Origin of the sequence: Sorangium sp. So ce176 (assembly GCF_051519835.1) — a bacterium.
GTDB classification, from domain to species: Bacteria; Myxococcota_A; Polyangia; order Polyangiales; family Polyangiaceae; genus Sorangium; species Sorangium cellulosum_G.
This window is the reverse complement of the sequence record NZ_CP150371.1, coordinates 6,976,512-6,993,150: the sequence shown is the minus strand read 5'-3', so window position 1 is coordinate 6,993,150 and position 16,639 is coordinate 6,976,512. Positions and strand designations below refer to the sequence as shown.

Annotated in this window: 15 protein-coding genes; 12 read left to right on the top strand and 3 right to left on the bottom strand. The window is 74.4% G+C overall.

Features of this window, described 5'->3' with window-relative positions; translation table 11 throughout:
- Positions 1-133 precede the first annotated feature (133 nt).
- Positions 134-2,083 carry a M2 family metallopeptidase gene (locus tag WMF42_RS26155; protein WP_437694349.1) on the top strand — a complete coding sequence of 650 codons (1,950 nt, stop codon included), beginning with the start codon at positions 134-136 and terminating at the stop codon, positions 2,081-2,083.
- A 17-nt stretch (positions 2,084-2,100) separates the two neighbouring features.
- Entirely contained in the window at positions 2,101-2,688 is a 588-nt protein-coding gene (gene thpR, locus WMF42_RS26150; RefSeq protein ID WP_061611171.1) for an RNA 2',3'-cyclic phosphodiesterase, read from the top strand.
- A gap of 39 nt (positions 2,689-2,727) precedes the next feature.
- Here thpR and WMF42_RS26145 read toward each other — a convergent pair whose 3' ends face one another.
- Complete coding sequence (locus WMF42_RS26145) at positions 2,728-4,296, bottom strand: sigma 54-interacting transcriptional regulator (protein WP_437685446.1); 1,569 nt, start codon at positions 4,294-4,296, stop codon at positions 2,728-2,730.
- 455 nt (positions 4,297-4,751) lie between these two features.
- On the opposite strand from WMF42_RS26145, the gene WMF42_RS26140 reads away from it, so the two are divergent.
- Complete coding sequence (locus WMF42_RS26140; protein WP_061605342.1) at positions 4,752-5,219, top strand: globin domain-containing protein; 468 nt, start codon at positions 4,752-4,754, stop codon at positions 5,217-5,219.
- Here the strand turns inward: WMF42_RS26140 and WMF42_RS26135 are convergent.
- Entirely contained in the window at positions 5,200-5,613 is a 414-nt protein-coding gene (locus WMF42_RS26135; RefSeq protein ID WP_437685444.1) for a secondary thiamine-phosphate synthase enzyme YjbQ, read from the bottom strand. The two genes, WMF42_RS26140 and WMF42_RS26135, sit on opposite strands and share 20 nt — an antisense overlap.
- Before the next feature lie 138 nt (positions 5,614-5,751).
- On the opposite strand from WMF42_RS26135, the gene WMF42_RS26130 reads away from it, so the two are divergent.
- Positions 5,752-6,126: an HNH endonuclease gene (locus WMF42_RS26130; protein WP_437685442.1), complete on the top strand. Its 375-nt coding sequence runs from the start codon at positions 5,752-5,754 to the stop codon at positions 6,124-6,126.
- Between the two features lie 11 nt (positions 6,127-6,137).
- Here WMF42_RS26130 and pdxH read toward each other — a convergent pair whose 3' ends face one another.
- A complete protein-coding gene (gene pdxH, locus WMF42_RS26125; protein ID WP_437685440.1) occupies positions 6,138-6,725 on the bottom strand; it encodes a pyridoxamine 5'-phosphate oxidase in 588 nt (195 codons plus the stop codon).
- Positions 6,726-6,984: 259 nt separating this feature from the next.
- Here pdxH and WMF42_RS26120 point away from each other — a divergent pair, with 259 nt between their 5' ends.
- The 8 genes from WMF42_RS26120 (at position 6,985) to WMF42_RS26085 (ending at position 16,497) form a co-directional block, all read left to right on the top strand.
- Positions 6,985-8,553, top strand: a complete 1,569-nt coding sequence (locus WMF42_RS26120) for a protein kinase domain-containing protein (RefSeq protein ID WP_437694347.1) — start codon at positions 6,985-6,987, stop codon at positions 8,551-8,553.
- Positions 8,554-8,582: 29 nt separating this feature from the next.
- Positions 8,583-9,731: a hypothetical protein gene (locus WMF42_RS26115; protein WP_437685438.1), complete on the top strand. Its 1,149-nt coding sequence runs from the start codon at positions 8,583-8,585 to the stop codon at positions 9,729-9,731.
- Between the two features lie 336 nt (positions 9,732-10,067).
- A complete protein-coding gene (locus tag WMF42_RS26110) occupies positions 10,068-11,006 on the top strand; it encodes an ATPase (RefSeq protein ID WP_437685436.1) in 939 nt (312 codons plus the stop codon).
- Positions 11,007-11,116: 110 nt separating this feature from the next.
- Positions 11,117-11,314, top strand: a complete 198-nt coding sequence (locus tag WMF42_RS26105) for a hypothetical protein (RefSeq protein WP_437685434.1) — start codon at positions 11,117-11,119, stop codon at positions 11,312-11,314.
- 41 nt (positions 11,315-11,355) lie between these two features.
- Positions 11,356-13,491: a hypothetical protein gene (locus WMF42_RS26100; RefSeq protein ID WP_437685432.1), complete on the top strand. Its 2,136-nt coding sequence runs from the start codon at positions 11,356-11,358 to the stop codon at positions 13,489-13,491.
- A 79-nt stretch (positions 13,492-13,570) separates the two neighbouring features.
- Entirely contained in the window at positions 13,571-15,067 is a 1,497-nt protein-coding gene (locus WMF42_RS26095; RefSeq protein WP_437685430.1) for an FAD-binding oxidoreductase, read from the top strand.
- A 4-nt stretch (positions 15,068-15,071) separates the two neighbouring features.
- A complete protein-coding gene (gene ruvC, locus WMF42_RS26090) occupies positions 15,072-15,611 on the top strand; it encodes a crossover junction endodeoxyribonuclease RuvC (protein ID WP_434041271.1) in 540 nt (179 codons plus the stop codon).
- 196 nt (positions 15,612-15,807) lie between these two features.
- Positions 15,808-16,497, top strand: a complete 690-nt coding sequence (locus WMF42_RS26085) for a LolA family protein (protein ID WP_061605816.1) — start codon at positions 15,808-15,810, stop codon at positions 16,495-16,497.
- Positions 16,498-16,639 lie beyond the last annotated feature (142 nt).

Here is a 16,639-nt window from a genome sequence, read left to right as displayed (position 1 = left end):
TCGCGGGGAGGGCGCCGCGGGGTCGAGCCGCGTCGATCGCACGTCGCTCCCGGTTCCCTCGGCACGGTCCGGCGTGTATGAAGGGCCCGTGGTCCGCTATGCCCTCGCCCGGACGGCCGCCCTGCGCCCCGTGATGGTGGTCGCGCTCGGGCTCGGCTCGGCCTGCAGCGGCGCCGGGTCACCGGCCGCGCCGCCGCCGTCCCCCGGCCAGGAGGCGCCCCCGGCGCTGGCCGCGCCCGCGGCGCCGCCGCCCCAGGCCGCCCCCCGGCAGGCCGCGCCCCCCACCGTGGCCGAGGCGCAGGCCTTCCTGGCCGGCGTCGACAGGGACCTGCGCGCGCTCCGGCTCCAGGGCGGGCGCGCGGCGTGGGTCAACCAGACCTTCCTCACGGACGACACCGACGCGCTCTCTGCCTCCGCCGAGGAGGCGAGCATGGAGTACCTCAACCGCACGATGAAGGCGGCGACGCGCTTCGACGGGCTCGCGCTGCCCGCGGATCTCGCGCGCCAGTGGACGCTCCTCAAGGTCTCGACCACCCTGCCGGCCCCGAGCGACCCGGCGGAGCGCGCGGAGCTCGCCGCGCTCTCGGTCGAGATGACGAGCCTGTACGGCAAGGGCAAGTACTGCCCCGAGGGCAAGCTGGGGCAGGCGGCGGGCGCGGCGGGCGGCGCCGCGGCCCGGGGCGGCGCTGCGGCCGCGGGCGCGGCGGCGCCGAAGTGCCTCGCGCTCAACGATCTCTCCGAGGTCCTCAGGACCAGCCGTCGATGGGACGAGCTGCTCGAGGCGTGGGCCGGCTGGCACGCGATCGCGCCGCCGCTCCGGCCGAAGTTCGAGCGCTACGTCGCCCTCGGCAACAAGGGGGCTGCGGAGATCGGCTTTCCGGACGTCGGCGCGCTCTGGCGCGCCGGATACGACATGTCTCCCGAGGCGTTCGAGGCCGAGACCGACCGGCTCTGGGGCAAGCTGAAGCCGCTCTACGACGAGCTGCACTGCCACGTGCGCGCCAGGCTGCGCGCGATCCACGGGAAGGAAAGGATCGGCGACAAGGCCCCGATCCCGGCCCACGTGCTCGGCAACATGTGGGCGCAGGACTGGTCGAACATCTACGCGCTCATGGAGCCGTACAAGGGCCAGCCGTCGCTCGACGTGACGCGGAAGATCAAGGCGAAGAAGCTCGACGAGAAGCAGATGGTCTCGCTCGGCGAGCGGTTCTTCACCTCGCTCGGGTTCGACCCGCTGCCCGCGACGTTCTGGGAGCGGTCGCTGCTCAAGAAGCCGGTCGATCGCGAGGTCGTCTGCCACGCGAGCGCCTGGGACGTGGGCGATCGGGACGATCTCCGCATCAAGATGTGCGTCGAGCCGACCGAGGAGGATCTCATCACGATCCACCACGAGCTCGGCCACATCTACTATTATCATCAGTATTACAAGCTCCCGGTCCTGTTCCAGTCCGGCGCCAACGACGGTTTCCACGAGGGGATCGGGGACACGCTGGCCCTCTCCGTGACGCCGGCCTACCTGAAGACGCTGGGGCTCGTCGACAGGGTGCCCGAGGACGAGAAGGGGCTCATCAATTTCCTCTTCAAGAAGGCGCTCGACAAGATCGCGTTCCTCCCGTTCGGAAAGCTCATCGACCAGTGGCGGTGGGACGTCTTCGCGGGCAAGACGAGGCCGGCCGACTACAACCAGGCGTGGTGGGCGCTGCGGCTGAGGTACCAGGGCGTCGCGCCGCCGGTGCCCCGCAGCGAGGCCGACTTCGACCCGGGCGCGAAGTTCCACGTCCCGGCGAACGTCCCGTACACGCGCTACTTCCTCGCGAGCATCTATCAATTCCAGTTTCACCGCGCGCTGTGCAAGGCGGCCGGGCACACGGGGCCGCTCCACACGTGCTCGATCCACGGCAGCAAGGCCGCGGGGGAGAAGCTGCGCGCCATGCTGTCGCTCGGCGCGAGCCGCCCCTGGCAGGAGGCGATGCAGGCGATGACCGGCGAGAGCGAGGCCGATCCGGGCGCGATGCTCGAGTACTTCGAGCCGCTCCGGAGATGGCTCAAGGAGCAGAACAAGAATGAAGTCTGTGGGTGGTAGTCGGGCGTAGGTGAGCTGTGCGCGTCTTCGTCGCTGTCGATCCGGGAGCCGAGCTCCTCGCCAAGGCTGGAGATCTCCTTCGGGAGCTCTCGCCCCGGGCTCCGTCCGCCAAGTGGGTGGAGCCTGCGGGGCTGCATGTCACGCTCGCCTTCATGGGCGAGATAGGAGAGGAGCGCCTGCCCCTCGTCATCGCGGCGGCCGGGAGCGTCGCCGCCTTCCACAGGCCGCTCACGCTGCGCATCGAGAAGGGCGGCGCGTTCGGCGCGCGGCGCCGGCCGCGCGTGCTCTGGCTCGGCGTGGGCGGCGATGTCCGCGCCCTCACCTCGATCCACCGCGACCTCGAGCAGACGCTCTCGATGTCGACGGGCTACGTGCCGGAGGACCGGCCGTTCGAGCCGCACCTCACCCTCGCCCGCTCGCGCGACCCGCGCGGCGATCCGGCGCTCGAGGCGTGCGCCCAGGCGATCGGCGACGTCGACTTCGGCGAGACCCGGGTCGACGAGATCATCGTCTACCACAGCGAGCTCACCCCGAAGGGCGCGCGCTACACGGCGCTCGCGCGGGTGCCGCTGGAAGGGATCGGCGCCCAGGAGCCGGGGCGCTGAGCGCCGCCCCCTGAAGGGGCGGGGGCTCTCCCGGGCGGCTCAGCGCCGGCGCGGCTCGGGCGGAGGGATGAGCCCGATCCGCACCGCCTCCTTGTAGGCGAACGATCGGCTCACCCCGAGCAGCCGGCCGGCCATCGCGGCGTTGCCGTCGGCCGCCCGGAAGGCGCGCGCGAACGCCTCGCGCCGCGCGCGCTCCAGCGCCTCGACAAGCGGCTCCACGGGCGCCTCCGGCGGCGGCGCGCCCGCGAGCCACAGCCGCTCTTCGGGGAGCTCGATCCGCGGCGCGCCGTGCGCGTCCGCGTCGCCGGCGTCGAAGTCCTCGCGGCGGAGGACGAGCGCCCTGCCGGCGGCGCCGGCGCCCTCGGCCACCGTCCGGCGCAGCGCGGCGCGCTCCACCGCGTTCTTGAGCTCGCGGACGTTGCCCGGCCAGGCGGCCTGGGTGAGCGCGCGCAGGGCCGGCTCGGTGAAGTCCACCCGCGCGGCCCCGAGCTCGGCCGCGATCTCCGCGGCGAAGCGCTCGCAGAGCGCCGGGATGTCCTCGCGCCGCTCGCGCAGGGGGGGCACGCAGATCGGGTAGACCCAGAGCCGGTGGAACAGATCGGCGCGGAAGCGCCCCTCGGCGACCTCCCGCCGCAGATCGCGGTTCGTGGCCGCGACGACCCGCACCTCGACGCGGCGGGCCCGGTCCTCGCCCACGGGCTGGATCTCCCCCTCCTGCAGCGCGCGCAGGAGCTGCGCCTGCGCTGCCAGCGGCAGCTCGCCGATCTCGTCGAGGAAGATCGTCCCGCCGTGGGCCGCCTCGAACCTGCCGGCGCGCGCCGCCGTCGCGCCGGTGAAGGCGCCCTTCCGGTGGCCGAAGAGCTCCGACTCGACGAGCTGCGCCGGGATCGCCGCGCAGTTGACGATCACGAGCGCCCGGCCCGCCCGGGGCGACCGCTCGTGCAGCGCGCGGGCGACGAGCTCCTTGCCCACGCCCGTCTCGCCCGTGACGAGCACCGGCACCGACAGCGGGGCGAGCACCGCGATCTCGCGCTCGACCCGCCGCATCACGGCCGAGCGGCCGGGCTGCGCGCCGCCGCCGGGCGCGGGGTCGGCCGCGCGGCGCGCCCCCGCGGCGAGGGCCAGCCCGGCGCCGCCGTCGAGCCGCAGCGCGCCGGCGCAGAGCCCGGCGAACACGCGCGCGTCCTCGTCGCCCAAGCCGCGGAGGCCCTGGGGATCGCACGCGTCCAGCGTGAGCAGCCCGGCGAGGCGGCCCTGCACGCGGAGCGGGACGGCCATGCAGGCGTGGATCGGGTGGATCTCGCCGGTGTTGCCGAGCAGCCAGCGGCTGTACGGGTCGGGCTCGCTCGGATCGAGGAACCGGATCGGCCCGGCCGCCAGGCTCGCCCGGCGGAGGCGCGGGTGCTCCGCGGGCAGGAAGCTGAGCCCCAGGGCGGCCGGCGACAGCCCGATCTGCGCGGCGACGCCGACCGACCCGTCCTCCGCGGCCGTGAGCACCGACAGCGCGTCCGCCGCCGTCGCCCGCGCGAGCGCGCGCAGGATGCGCTGCAGCGCCTCGTCCCTGGCGGGCGCTTCGGACAGGCTGAGCACGGCGTCGAGCAGGGTCACGAGGATTCCTCGGGGAGACGGGGGCGGCGGCGGTTTCCTGCCGGAAACCACCGCCGGAGACAGCGTAACCACGGCAGGAAACACCGCGGGGTCGGGCGAGGCAAGCGCGCAGGCGGGTCTGCGCGCGGTCGGGGCGCGCGATCGACGGCCGGGCGGCCGCGCGCGATCGGCGGCCGGGCGGGCCGCGCGCGGCACCAGGCCGGGTTTCCCCGGGGAGACAGCCGCGGCCGCCGGGCGCGCCGATCCCGCGGGATCGGCGCGGTTCACCGGCGAGGCGCCTCTGGCATGGGCCGTGCGAGGTCTGCGGGCGACGGGCGAATCAGACGGTGAAGCTGGTGAATCCGACGTCACCTGACGTGAGCTGATCGCGAATTGACGACGCGCGAATTGATCATGCGCGAATTGATGATGGAAGGCGGCCTGCGCGCGGCGCAGCGACCGCTGGGAGGTATGTCATGGGACTGAACGTTGGCTTGCTGCGGGAGAGCTTCGAGCTCGTGCTCGAGAGGGAGCCCAACCTCACGCACCGTTTCTACGGGATCCTGTTCTCGCGCTACCCGCAGGTGAAGCCGCTCTTCGGGCGCAACAGCCAGGAGCACCAGGAGAAGATGCTCGCGGAGGCGCTCGTCGCGGTCCTCGACCGGCTGGAGGACGCGTCCTGGCTCGAGGAGAAGCTGATGGCCATGGGGGCCAAGCACGTCGACTACGGCGTCACGGACGAGATGTACCCCTGGGTCGCCGACGCGCTGATCACCGCCATGTCCGAGGTCGCCGGCGCTGCCTGGTCCCCGGCGCACCATCAGGCCTGGTCCGACGCGCTCGGCGCGATCGCCTCGCTCATGCAGCGCGGGGCGAGGGAGCACGGCACCGCCCGTCCCGCCGCGGGCCAGGCCGCCGGCGGCGTCACTCCCCCATCGCCTTGACGACGACGCGCTTGCGCCGCTTGCCGTCGAACTCCGCGTAGAAGATCTGCTGCCACGGCCCGAGATCGAGCTTGCCCGCGGTGATCGGCACGATCACCTGGTGGTGCACGAGGATCGATTTGAGGTGGGCGTCGCCGTTGTCCTCGCCGGTCCTGTGGTGGTTGTAGTCGGGCCCCTCGGGCGCGAGCTCCTGGAGCCACGTCCAGATGTCCTCCCAGAGGCCCGGCTCGTTGTCGTTCACGAACACGCCGGCGGTGATGTGCATGGCGCTCACGAGGACCATGCCCTCCTGGATGCCGCTCGCGGCGACGACGGCCGCGACGCGGTCGGTGACGTTGATGAGCTCGCGCTTGGCCTTCGTCTCGAAGTAGAAATAGTCGGTCTTCGACTTCATGGCTCCTCCCGCGCGCGCGTCGCGGGGCGCGCGGACAGCGGCCGCGCCCCGGCCGCCTGCCCCCCGCGGCGCGCGCCGGCTCCGGGGCTCCATAGCCCACCTGCCGGCCCGGCGCGAACCGCGTGCGAGGCCGGCGGCGTGAGGCTACGATCGAGCGCCGTGAAGGCCGCGCGGCGCCGGTTGATCCTGGACATCGTGGCGACCGACGCGACGTTCGAGCGCACCGAGATCCGCGGCCAGGCGGCGTGGGCGGGCAAGTGCATCCACTGCCTGTCGCACGTCGTCGTCGGCCTCGACGGCGAGCCGATCCAGCGCGCGACGATAGAGCACATCGTCCCGCGCACGCACGGCGGCACGGACGCGCTCGACAACCTGGCGCTCGCGTGCGGCCGCTGCAATGCGCTGAAGGGCATGCGGCTCGACGTGCGGCGCCGCGACGACCCGAAGCTCGTCGCGGTGATCGAGCGGCTCAAGGAGCGCAAGGCGAGCCGCCGCCGCGTGACGGGCGCGTAGCGCCGCCGCGATCAGGGGTACAGGCGCTCGACGCGCCAGCCGCCGCCGTCGCGCAGGTAGACCAGCCTGTCGTGCAGCCGGCTCTCCTGGCCGCGCCAGATCTCGATGCGCTCCGGCACGACCCGGTAGCCGCCCCAGAACGCCGGCCGGGGCACCGGCTGCCCCTCGAAGCGGGCCTCGATCTCGCGCACGCGCTCGATGAGCCGCTCGCGCGAGGGCAGCGGCGCGCTCTGCCGCGACGCCCACGCGCCGATCTGGCTGCCGCGGGGGCGGGTCGCGAAATACGCGTCCGACTCCGCGTCGCTGATCCGCTCCACGCGGCCCTCCACCCGGATCTGCTCCGCCGCCCTCGCCCAGTGGATGCACAGCGCGGCGAACGGGTTCGCCTCGAGATCCATCGCCTTGCGGCTCGCGTGGTTGGTGAAGAACACGAACCCGCGATCGTCGATGCCCTTCAGCAGCACCATCCGCGCCGAGGGGCGCCCCGACGCGTCCGCCGTGGCCAGCGTCATGGCCGTCGCGTCGGTCGGTTCAGAGGTTTGCCGCTGCTCGAGGAGCTCGCGCGCGAGGACGAGGGGATCGGTCGGCTCGGTGGTCATGGTGAAATTGCGGCATGCATATACAGGCGCTGGGCGCCCCTGGCGAACCCGAACGGCTCGCCGCGTCGCTGCGAGCCGCGCCATTGCCGCGGTGTCGCCGCGCCGCCGTCCGGCGAGCCCGCGCGAGGCGCTCCGCGGAGCGGCGGGCACAACTCGGCTTTCCGGCTTCCTTTCCAGGAAAGCTCGCGTTGTGGCGCACTCCCTGTTTTGATACTAGCGAGGAGCCAGAGCGAGGGCGTGCATGGTCGCACCGGTGAGCATGGGGGACGTCCTCGCGGAGAAGTACGAGGTCGAGCGCGTCCTCGGGGAGGGCGGGATGGGCGTGGTCGTCGCCGCCCGCCATCTCCTGCTCGGCGAGCGGGTGGCCATCAAGTTCCTGTTGCCGCAGGCGCGCGAGCGGGCGGATCTCGTGGCGCGCTTCCTGCGCGAGGGACAGGCCGCGGCGCGCATCCGGAGCGAGCACGTGACGCGCGTGTACGACGTCGGCACGCTCGCGCGCGGCGAGCCGTACCTCGTGATGGAGTACCTCGAGGGCACCGACCTGAAGGCCCTCCTGCGCGACCGCGGGCCGCTGCCTGTCGAGCTCGCCTGCGACTACCTGCTTCAGGCGTGCGAGGCGCTCGCGGAGGCGCACGCGCTGGGCATCATCCATCGCGACCTGAAGCCGGGCAACCTGTTCCTGAGCCATCGGGCCGACGGAAGCCCGCTCATCAAGGTCATCGACTTCGGCATCTCCAAGATGGCCCTCGGGGCCGAGACCACGGCGCCCAAGGAGCACGACATGACCGAGAGCGCGGCGATGCTGGGCTCGCCGCTCTACATGGCGCCCGAACAGATGGTCTCCTCGAAGAACGTCGACGCGCGCGCCGACGTCTGGTCGATGGGCGCCATCCTCTACCAGCTCCTCACGGGCGCCGTTCCCTTCCGGGGCGACTCCGTGATGGAGATCTACGACCGCATCCTGGAGGGGCCGCCGCGGAGCGTCGCCCTGCGCGCCGACGTGCCCGCTCGGCTCGATTGGGCGGTCCAGCGCTGCTTGCAGAAGAGCCCCGCCGATCGTTTCGGCAACATCGCCGAGCTCGCCGCCGAGCTCGCCCCGTTCGCGCCCCCGCACGCGCAGCACCTGGCCGAGCGCGCCGCGCGCGTGCTGCGGATCCGCCGCGACTCGGCGGTGGACGGGGCCGCCGACGGCGGCCGCGCGCTCGCGTCGCCGCGGCGCCCGCTCTCCACGGCGCCCGGGCCTCTCGGCGCGGCGCCGCACGCCGGCGGCAGCTCGAGCGGGCGGGGCGCGCCGGCCGAGGCCGCGTGGGGCGTGCCCACGGCGGTCCTGTCCGACGGCGCGGCCACGGATCGCTCCTGGGGCGGCACGCGCGCCTCGTCGGGCAAGCGCCGCTCCGGGGCGCGCGCCCTCGGGATCGCGGCGGGCATCGCCGCGGCGGTCCTCGGCGCCGCGGGGCTCGCGTGGTTCGCGTTCCGCCCCCCTGCGCCCGGCGTCGCGCCCTCCGCCTCCGGGGCTCCCTCGTCCGCGCCCGAGGCGCCGCCGCAGGGCGAGGCGCCGCCTGCGACCGGTCTCACGGCCGGCAAGCCCCCCGAGCTCCTCGACGGGGGCCCCGTGCCGCCGGCAGGCTCGAGCGTGACGGCGCAGCCGGCGTCGACCGAGACGGCGCAGCCGGCGTCGACCGTGACGGTCCAGCCGGCGGCGAGCGGAGCTGCGGCGCCGCAGCCCGCCGCGTCCATCCGGGGGACGCGGCCGCCGGCGCGGCCGTCGCCGAAGCCCCGGCCCACGCCGACCCGCCCGCAGGACGAGCTCTTCTCCGATCCGCGATGACATCCCGTGAGCCCAAGCGAGGTCCCGTCTTGCTCTGCCATCGTCGTCTGTCGAGCACCTGTCCGGAGGCCGCCCGCCGCGCGTCGGCCTCCAGCGCGCCCCTGACCGGCGGCGCGCCGCGCCGAGCGCTCGCGCTCCTGTCGACGCTCGCCGCGCTGACCGCGCTCGCGCCCGTCGCGCGCGCCGCGGAGCCCACCCGGGAGGAGCGCGCCGCCGCTGTCGCGCTGTTCGACGAGGGGCGCGCGCTGATGGCCGCCGGCAAGCACGCCGAGGCGTGCCCGAAGTTCGCGGAGAGCCACGGGATCGACCCCGGCATCGGCACCCTCTTCAACCTCTCGGACTGCTACGAGCGCATCGGCAAGACGGCGACGGCGTGGATCGGCTTTCGCGACGTCGCGGCCGCCTCGCTGTCGGCCGGGCAGATGGAGCGCGAGCGGGTGGCGCGCGCCCGGGCCGCCGCGCTCGAGCCGCGGCTCTCGCGCCTGCAGATCGTGGTTCCCCCCGAGGCGGCGGTCGCCGGCCTGGAGCTCACGCGGGACGGCTTCCCCGTCGGGCGCGCGCTCTGGGGGACGGCGGTGCCGCTCGACCCCGGCGAGCACCGGGTCGCCGCCGCGGCGCCCGGGCGCAGCCCCTGGGAGACGACGATCGCGGTCGAGAAGCCGGGCGTCGTGAGCGTCACCGTGCCGGCGCTCGAGCGCGCGCCGGCGTCGAGCGCCGCCCCGAGGACGGACGTCGCGCCGAGGGCGATCGCCGCGCCGCCCCCGGCCGGCCCGCCAGCCGACGCGCCCTCGCCGCAGGGCGGGAGCATCCGCAAGCCGATCGGCATCGTGGGGGTGGGGCTCGGCGTTGTCGGCCTCGGCGTGGGCACGGCGCTCGGCTTCATGGCCAAGTCGACCTTCGACGAGGCCACCGAGGGCGGCCACTGCAACGCGGCGGGCGAGTGCGTCGACCAGCGGGGCCTCGACCTGCGTGACGATGCGGTCATGAAGGGCAACATCGGGACGGCTGTGTTCATCGCCGGGGCGGTCCTCGCCGCTGGCGGGGCGATCCTCTGGATCACCGCCCCCTCGGCGCCGCCCGCCGGGACGGCGGCCGCGCGCGGGCCGACCGGCGGCGCGCCCTGGAGCGCGCGCGTCGGCGTCGGCCCCGGGAGCGTGTGGATCGAGGGCAAGCTCTGAGCGGAGCGCGTCCTGAGGGGCAGCTACGGCTTCGCCGCCAACGCCAGCGCGGCGCTGGCCAGCCCATGGGCCTCAACGTCGCCGTCGAGCCCGCGGCGAAGCCGGCGCGGCCGGCGCCGCTGCCCCCTCGACAGGACCTCTTCTCCGATCCGCGGTGACAGCGATTGAGCACGATATCAACCGCTGACGGGCGATAACACGCTTGCTCCCTCGGTCGTCACCCGCGAACGACTCGATTCCCCTGGCGATCGTCCGCGCCGCGATGGTAACGCTCGAGATTCCGGCTGCGCCCCTGAGCCGGAAATGCAGGGGGCCCGCCCCGGCAAGGAGGCTCGAGTGGCACCGAGGACGTCCTCCACGCCGTCCAGGAACGGCAAGAAGCGCAGAACACCTGACGACGCGAGGCCCGCGCTCCCGGGATCTCCTCGCCCGGCGCCGCGACACCACCTCACGGGCGCCCGCGAGGCCGAGCTCACCCGAGAGGCCGAGTCGCTCGGTGACGTGCTGCTCCTCCTCCCCGGGAGCCTCGCGCCCCAGGTTGCCTGGTTGAGCCGGCTCCAGCGCGCCGCGCAGCGTGACGCGGCGGACCTCATCCGCGCGCCGTTCGCGGGCGACGACCCGCCGCTCACGCGCGGCGAGATCCGCGGCTTCCGCGACAAGATCGAGCTTCTGCGCCTCACGCAGTCGCGCTGGCAGGCGACGCAGCGGGGCGCGCGGAGGGCGGCGACGGGCGTCGAGCAGCCCGCGAACGAGGCCGACCAGCACCGGCGAACGCTGCTGCGCTTCTTCGACCTCCACTTCAGGAGCGACCCGGAGGGCCAGCGGCGCGTCTCGCTGATCCGCGCCCGAGGCGACGCGGAGCTGATCCAGGGCGTCTCCGAGCTGCTCGCGCTCTGCGCGGAGCACGGCGGCGCCCTCCAGCAGGCCCCGCGCGGCGAGGCGGACGCCGCCGCGCGCCTCGGGGCGCTGGCTCCGCTCCTCTCCCGCCTCCTCGACGACAGGACGCTCTCGCCCGAGGCGCGGCGCGCGCGCCGGCTGCGCGACGCCGCGTACGCGCTCGCGATGCGCGCCGAGGGCCGCGTGCGCGCGGCGGCCGAGTACTGGTACGTCGACTCCGATAAGCTGAAAGATTACCAATGCTTGCGCGCGTCTGCTGCCGCGGCGGGCGGCGCGCGCGCCGCGCCGGAGCAAGGCAACGAGGGCGAGCGCGGCGCGAGCGGCAGCGTCGATATCTACGCCGGATACTGCGCTGCCGCCGACGCGCCGCCCGCCTAGGTCACCCCTGCGTCGCGCCGCCCTGGCGCGATGTGGACCGCGCGCCCTCTTCCGATCTTCCGAGCGCCCGGCGGATGTGGTTGGCTTGCCCCCTCGTTCAGGAGGAGCCCATGAAGAATGTCTTGACGGTGCTCGTGGCGCTCGGCGCCGCGTGTCTCTTCGGCTGCGAGGACAAGCCCCAGCAGGTGACGCCCGAGCCGCCGAAGCCGGCGACAACGGCCGAGGCGGCGACGCCCGCGCCCAAGGCCGAGCCCGCGAAGGCGGCGCCGGTCGAGACCGCCAAGCCGGCGAGCACCGGCGGCTGGTGATCCGCGCGGCCGCGCGCGCCGCCGCCCTGTCCCCTCGACGCATGGACGCGACGCGCCTCGCGCTTGCGCTCTCGCTCGGCCTCGCTGCGCTGGCCTGCGACGGCCGCCCCGCGTCGCCGGCCCGCGGCGGCGGACCGGATCCGCTCGAGCCGCTGCGGCAGTTCGAGTCGTCCCGCCGCGCCGCGGCCGATTTCTCCCGCCTGCCCAGCTCCGACCGCCTCCTCGGGCCCGACCCGATCGCGCTCCGCCCCGTGGATCCGCGGGGCCGCCCCGCCGCGCCGGGCGCGCCTGCGCTGCTCTCGCCGCTCCGCGGCCGCGACGCGCTCGTCCTGCTCGACGCGTCGCTGCGCGAGCTCTCCCGCGCGCCCGCGCCGGCCTCGCCGACGGGGGTCGCTGTCGTGCCCTCCGGCGACGTCTTCGCGAGCGGCGAGGCGTCGCCCGCGCTCTTCCGTTACGCCGTCCGCGGCGCCTCGCTCGAGCCCGCCGGGCGCGTCGAGCTCGCGGGCGTCCACGGCATCCGCGACCTCGCGGCCGGCCCCGAGGGCCTCCTCTACGCGCTCGACGAGCGCGCCGGCGCGCTCCTGACGCTGCGCCCCGGCCCCGCCGGCGCCGGCGGGCGCCTCGACGTCGAGCGCTGGGACGAGCCGATCGGCGCCGGCCCATTCCGCGTCGTGCGCCTCGCGCGCCACCTCATCGTCGCCTGCCTCCTCGACCACACGCTCGTCGTGCTCCCTGTCGGCGTGGACGGCCGCCCGCTCCCCGGCGGCGCGGCGCGCATCCGTCACGACGGCCCCCTCTGGAGCTTCGACGCGATCGAGACCGAGGGCGGCGGGCTCCTGCTCGCCGCGGGCGGGGTCGAGGATCACCCGCTCGACCGGACCGGCGGCTCGTTCGGCTACATCGACTCGTTCGTCTTCCTCTACCGCGTCGCCGCGGGCGTCCGGCCCGAGGTGACGCGGCTCTCGGCGGTGAACGTCTCGGAGCACGGCGTCCTCACCCCGAAGGCGATCGCGCTCTCGGCCGTCCCCGGCGCGGCCGACGTGCGCGTGATCGCGACCGGCTATGGCGGCGATCGCCGCGCCGAGCTCCTCTTCCGCGCCTCGCACGCCGGCCTCTCGCCCACGCCGGAGGTCTCCACCCGCCCGCTGGTCCCCGGCGTCGCCGCCATGGTGGCGCTCGGCGACGGCGCCTTCGCCTACGCGAACCCCCTGCTCGACGCGTGGCTGCTCGACGCGGGCGGCGCGATCGAGAAGCGGCCGGTCCACGACGGCGGCGACGACGCCCGCGCCGAGGAGGTCCGCCTCGGCGAGGCGCTCTTCTTCACGTCGCTGATGGCTCCCTGGAACAGGACCGACGGGCCGCTCAGCCGGTTCACGTGCGAGACGTGCCATTTCGAGGGCTACATCGACGGCCGCACGCACCACACAGGCCGCGGCGACGTGCGCGCCACGACCAAGCCGCTGCTCGGCCTGTTCAACAACCGCCCCCACTTCTCGCGCGCCCTCGATCCGGATCTCACCACGGTCGCGGACAACGAGTTCCGCGTCGCCGGCGCGCTGAGCGGCCACGACCCGTGGTTCTCCCTCTCGAGCGACGCCGCGCCGTGGCTCGCCGACCTCGGGGTCTTCAACGCCGAGCGCGCCGAGCTGCCGCCCGAGGCGCTCCGCCGCGCGCTCGTGAGCTTCCTCATGGCGCTCTCGCACCGCGCGAACCCCGCCGTCCTCGGCCGCTCGGCCTTCACCCCGCTCGAGCGCGACGGCGCGCGGGTGTTCCGGGACCGCTGCGCGCGCTGCCACGCGCCGGTGCTCCGCAGCGACGATCCCGGCTCCGAGGTGCCGTTCGAGCGCTGGGAGCAGCTCGTGCTCGCGCCCGAGGGGGCGATCGTGTGGGGGAGGGCCGGGTACGAGAAGACCGGCGTCGTGCCGTACGTGCACGAGGAGGGCGCGCGGGTGCCGTCGCTCCGGCGGCTCTACAAGAAGCGGCCGTACTTCACGAACGGCTCGGCCAGCACGCTGCGCGACGTGCTCGAGCGGGCGCGCTTCGCCGCGCCGGGCGGCGCGGGTGCCGCCGCCGCGCCGGGCGCCTTCTTTCACGACGGCGCGCCCGCGGGCGAGGGCCTCGCCGCGCTCGACCCCGGCGCGATCGAGGCGCTCCTCGCGTTTCTCGATCTGCTCTGACGGCCCCACCCCCGGGCCCACTCGCGCGGATCCCGCAGCATCGCCGGGCGATCCGCGGTAAGGTGAGCGGACCAAGGTCATGCGACTTCACCCTACATTTTCCCGCCCGTCGGCGTCGGCCGTCGACAAGGCGCGCCGGCTCCTCGAGCGCGCGCTCGGGCCCTCCAAGGTCATCACGTCGGCCGATGGATGCGCTGCCTACGCGGGGGACGAGTCGGATCAGCCGCCGGTGAGCCCGGATGCGGTCGTGCTCGCGTCGTCGCCGGCCGACATCGAGAAGGCGGTGCGGGCGGCGAGCGAGGCGGAGGTGCCTGTCGTGCCGCGCGCCGCCGGCAGCGGCAAGTCGGGCGGCGCGGTGCCCGTGGGCGGCGGGATCGTCATCGCCACGATCGGCATGAACTCCATCAAGGAGATCAGCCGCGAGGAGCAGGTCGCTGTCGTCGAGCCGGGCGTCATCCTCGCCGACCTGCACGCGGCGGCGGAGGCCGAGGGGCTCTTCTACCCGCCCGATCCGAACTCGCTCAAGATGTGCGCGCTCGGCGGCAACATCGCCGAGAACGCCGCCGGGCCGCGCGCCTTCAAGTACGGCGCGACGCGCGACTACGTGCTCGGCCTCGAGACGATCCTCATCGACGGCACGCGCCTCCGCACCGGCCGGCGCACGGTGAAGGGCGTGACGGGCTACGACGTCACGGCGCTGCTCGTCGGCAGCGAGGGCACGCTGGCGATCACGACGGAGGCGACGCTCCGGCTCATCGCGAAGCCCCCGTCGGTCATGACGATGCTCTGCCTGTTCCCGGACGTGCGCGCGAGCGGCCGCGCGGTGAGCGCGCTCGTCGCGGCCGGCGTCGTCCCGCGCTGCCTCGAGCTGCTCGACCGCCCGACGCTCGAGGCGGTCCGGGCGCGCGGCGTCGGGGTCGACGAGCGGGCGGGCGCGATGCTGATCATCGAGGTCGACGGCGAGCCCGCGGACTGCGAGCTCCAGACCGAGCGGGTGGGCCAGGTCTGCATGGACGCGGGGGCGCTCGACGTGCTCGTCGCGCAGGACAGGGCGCAGCGCGACAGGCTCTGGGAGGCGCGCCGCCAGCTCTCGCTGGCGACGCGCGCGATGGCGCGCCACAAGATCTCGGAGGACGTCGTGGTCCCGCGCGACAAGATCCCGGCGCTGCTCGACGAGGTCGCGGAGATCTCGGCGGCGACCGGCGTCCGCATGCTGACGTACGGGCACGCCGGCGACGGCAACCTCCACGTGAACCTGCTCTGGAACGACCCCGAGCTCGTTCCCCAGGTCGAGACGGCGCTCTCGCGCCTGTTCCGCGCGGTGATCGGCATGCGCGGCACGCTGAGCGGCGAGCACGGCATCGGCACGTCGAAGGCCGATTTCCTCGCGCTCGAGCAGTCGCCGGAGCTCATCGCGATCGAGAAGCGGATCAAGGCCGTCTTCGATCCGAAGGGCCTGCTCAACCCGCACAAGATCTTCCCGCGGCGCGCGCTGGAGGCGGCCGAGCGCGGCGAGGTCGAGCGCGCGCCGGGCTTCCCCACCCGCGTCGCGGCGCCGTCGCACGGGGCGTGCTGAGCCCATGAGGGTCCTCGGCATCGATCCCGGGTCGCGCCACCTCGGCTGGGGCCTGCTCGTGCGGCACGGCACGCGGATCGAGCACGTCGCGCACGGCGTCATCGACATCGACACGAGCGGGACGTTCGCCGCCCGGCTGGTGGAGATCGACGACGAGCTCGGCAAGGTGATCGCGTCGCACGCGCCCGACGCGGCGGCGGTGGAGAGCCTGTTCTTCGCGAAGGACGCGCAGAGCGCGGCCAAGCTCGGCCACGCGCGCGGGGTCGTGCTGCTCCGGCTGGCGCGGGCGGGCGTGCCGATCTCGGAGTACGCGCCGGCGCTGGTGAAGCGGACGATCGTCGGCCGGGGAGCGGCCGAGAAGGCGCAGGTGGCGCAGGTGATGACCGCGGTCCTGCGCCTCGCCGCGCCCCCGCGGCCGGACGCCGCCGACGCGCTCGCCATCGCGATGACGCACCTCAGCGCCGCGGGCTTCGCCGCCGCGCTGGCGGCCTCCGGCGCCCCCGCCCCGTCCCGGTCCCGGCCGCGCCGGGCGCGCCTGGCCTGAGCGTGGCGCCGGGGGGCGTGTGCTATGGAGGCTGCATCGGACGCGCCCGCGCCGCGTCCAAAATGAAAACGGTGCGGCGCGCCCCGTCTTCAGCGAGGGCGGCGGCCGCCGGGGGAGCCGGCGATCACCACCGGCGCCCCTGTCTCACGGAGCGCGGAGGCGACACGCCTCTGGACATCAAAGGAGATCGGGAAGGATGACGCGAACCTCACTTTACCGCCTCGCCGCCGCGTGCCTCATCGGGCTGACGGCGCCCCTCACGGTCGTGATGGCGACCGCCGGCGAGTCCCAGGCCGCGGGCCCCACCGCCGAAGAGCTCGGCAGGCGCGTCCAGCAGTTCTACGACTCCACGAAGACCTTCAAGGCGACCTTCACGCAGACGTACACGATCAAGGTCCAGGACGTGAAGAAGGTCTCCACGGGCAAGGTGACCTTCGAGAAGCCCGGCAAGATGAGCTGGATCTACGACGCGCCGAACGGAAACCGCGTCATCTCCGACGGCGTCACGATCAAGGTCTACGAGAAGGACAACGAGCAGATGTTCGAGACGCCGGTGAAGGGCTCGCAGTACCCGGCGGCGCTCGCGTTCCTGATGGGCAAGGGGCAGCTCACCAAGGACTTCTCGCTGCGCCTGCTCGACCCTGCGCAGATGAAGTTCGAGGGCGGCTATGTGCTCGAGGGGACGCCGAAGGAGGCGACCCCTGCCTACCAGAAGATGCTTCTTTACGTCGACGGGCAGACCAACCAGGTCCGCCGCGTGCTGATCCTCGACGCGCAGGGCAACCGGAACCGGTTCGACTTCTCGTCGCCGATCGTCAACCAGCCTGTCACGAAGGGCGAGTTCGATTTCACGCCCCCGCCCGGCACGCGCGTCGTCCGCCCCTGACGCCATCCCGCCACGCACCGTTCGCCCGCGCCGGACAGCATCCGCTGCCGGTGCCACCGCCATCAGCTCGCGTCAGCCCGCGTCGGATCGAGGAAGCGGAGCGTCACAGCGCCAGCGCTCGTCGCGGCCGCGCGACGCGCCT

What these genes read in the sequence shown, in the direction of transcription:
- WMF42_RS26155 (WP_437694349.1), top strand. Translation starts at nt 134, where the DNA reads ATGGTGGTCGCGCTCGGGCTCGGCTCGGCCTGCAGCGGCGCCGGGTCA.
- WMF42_RS26140 (WP_061605342.1), top strand. Translation starts at nt 4,752, where the DNA reads ATGGGACTGAACGTTGGCTTGCTGCGGGAGAGCTTCGAGCTCGTGCTC.
- WMF42_RS26135 (WP_437685444.1), bottom strand. Translation starts at nt 5,613, where the DNA reads ATGAAGTCGAAGACCGACTATTTCTACTTCGAGACGAAGGCCAAGCGC.
- pdxH (WP_437685440.1), bottom strand. Translation starts at nt 6,725, where the DNA reads ATGACCACCGAGCCGACCGATCCCCTCGTCCTCGCGCGCGAGCTCCTC.
- WMF42_RS26120 (WP_437694347.1), top strand. Translation starts at nt 6,985, where the DNA reads ATGGGGGACGTCCTCGCGGAGAAGTACGAGGTCGAGCGCGTCCTCGGG.
- WMF42_RS26105 (WP_437685434.1), top strand. Translation starts at nt 11,117, where the DNA reads ATGAAGAATGTCTTGACGGTGCTCGTGGCGCTCGGCGCCGCGTGTCTC.
- WMF42_RS26100 (WP_437685432.1), top strand. Translation starts at nt 11,356, where the DNA reads ATGGACGCGACGCGCCTCGCGCTTGCGCTCTCGCTCGGCCTCGCTGCG.
- WMF42_RS26095 (WP_437685430.1), top strand. Translation starts at nt 13,571, where the DNA reads ATGCGACTTCACCCTACATTTTCCCGCCCGTCGGCGTCGGCCGTCGAC.
- ruvC (WP_434041271.1), top strand. Translation starts at nt 15,072, where the DNA reads ATGAGGGTCCTCGGCATCGATCCCGGGTCGCGCCACCTCGGCTGGGGC.
- WMF42_RS26085 (WP_061605816.1), top strand. Translation starts at nt 15,808, where the DNA reads ATGACGCGAACCTCACTTTACCGCCTCGCCGCCGCGTGCCTCATCGGG.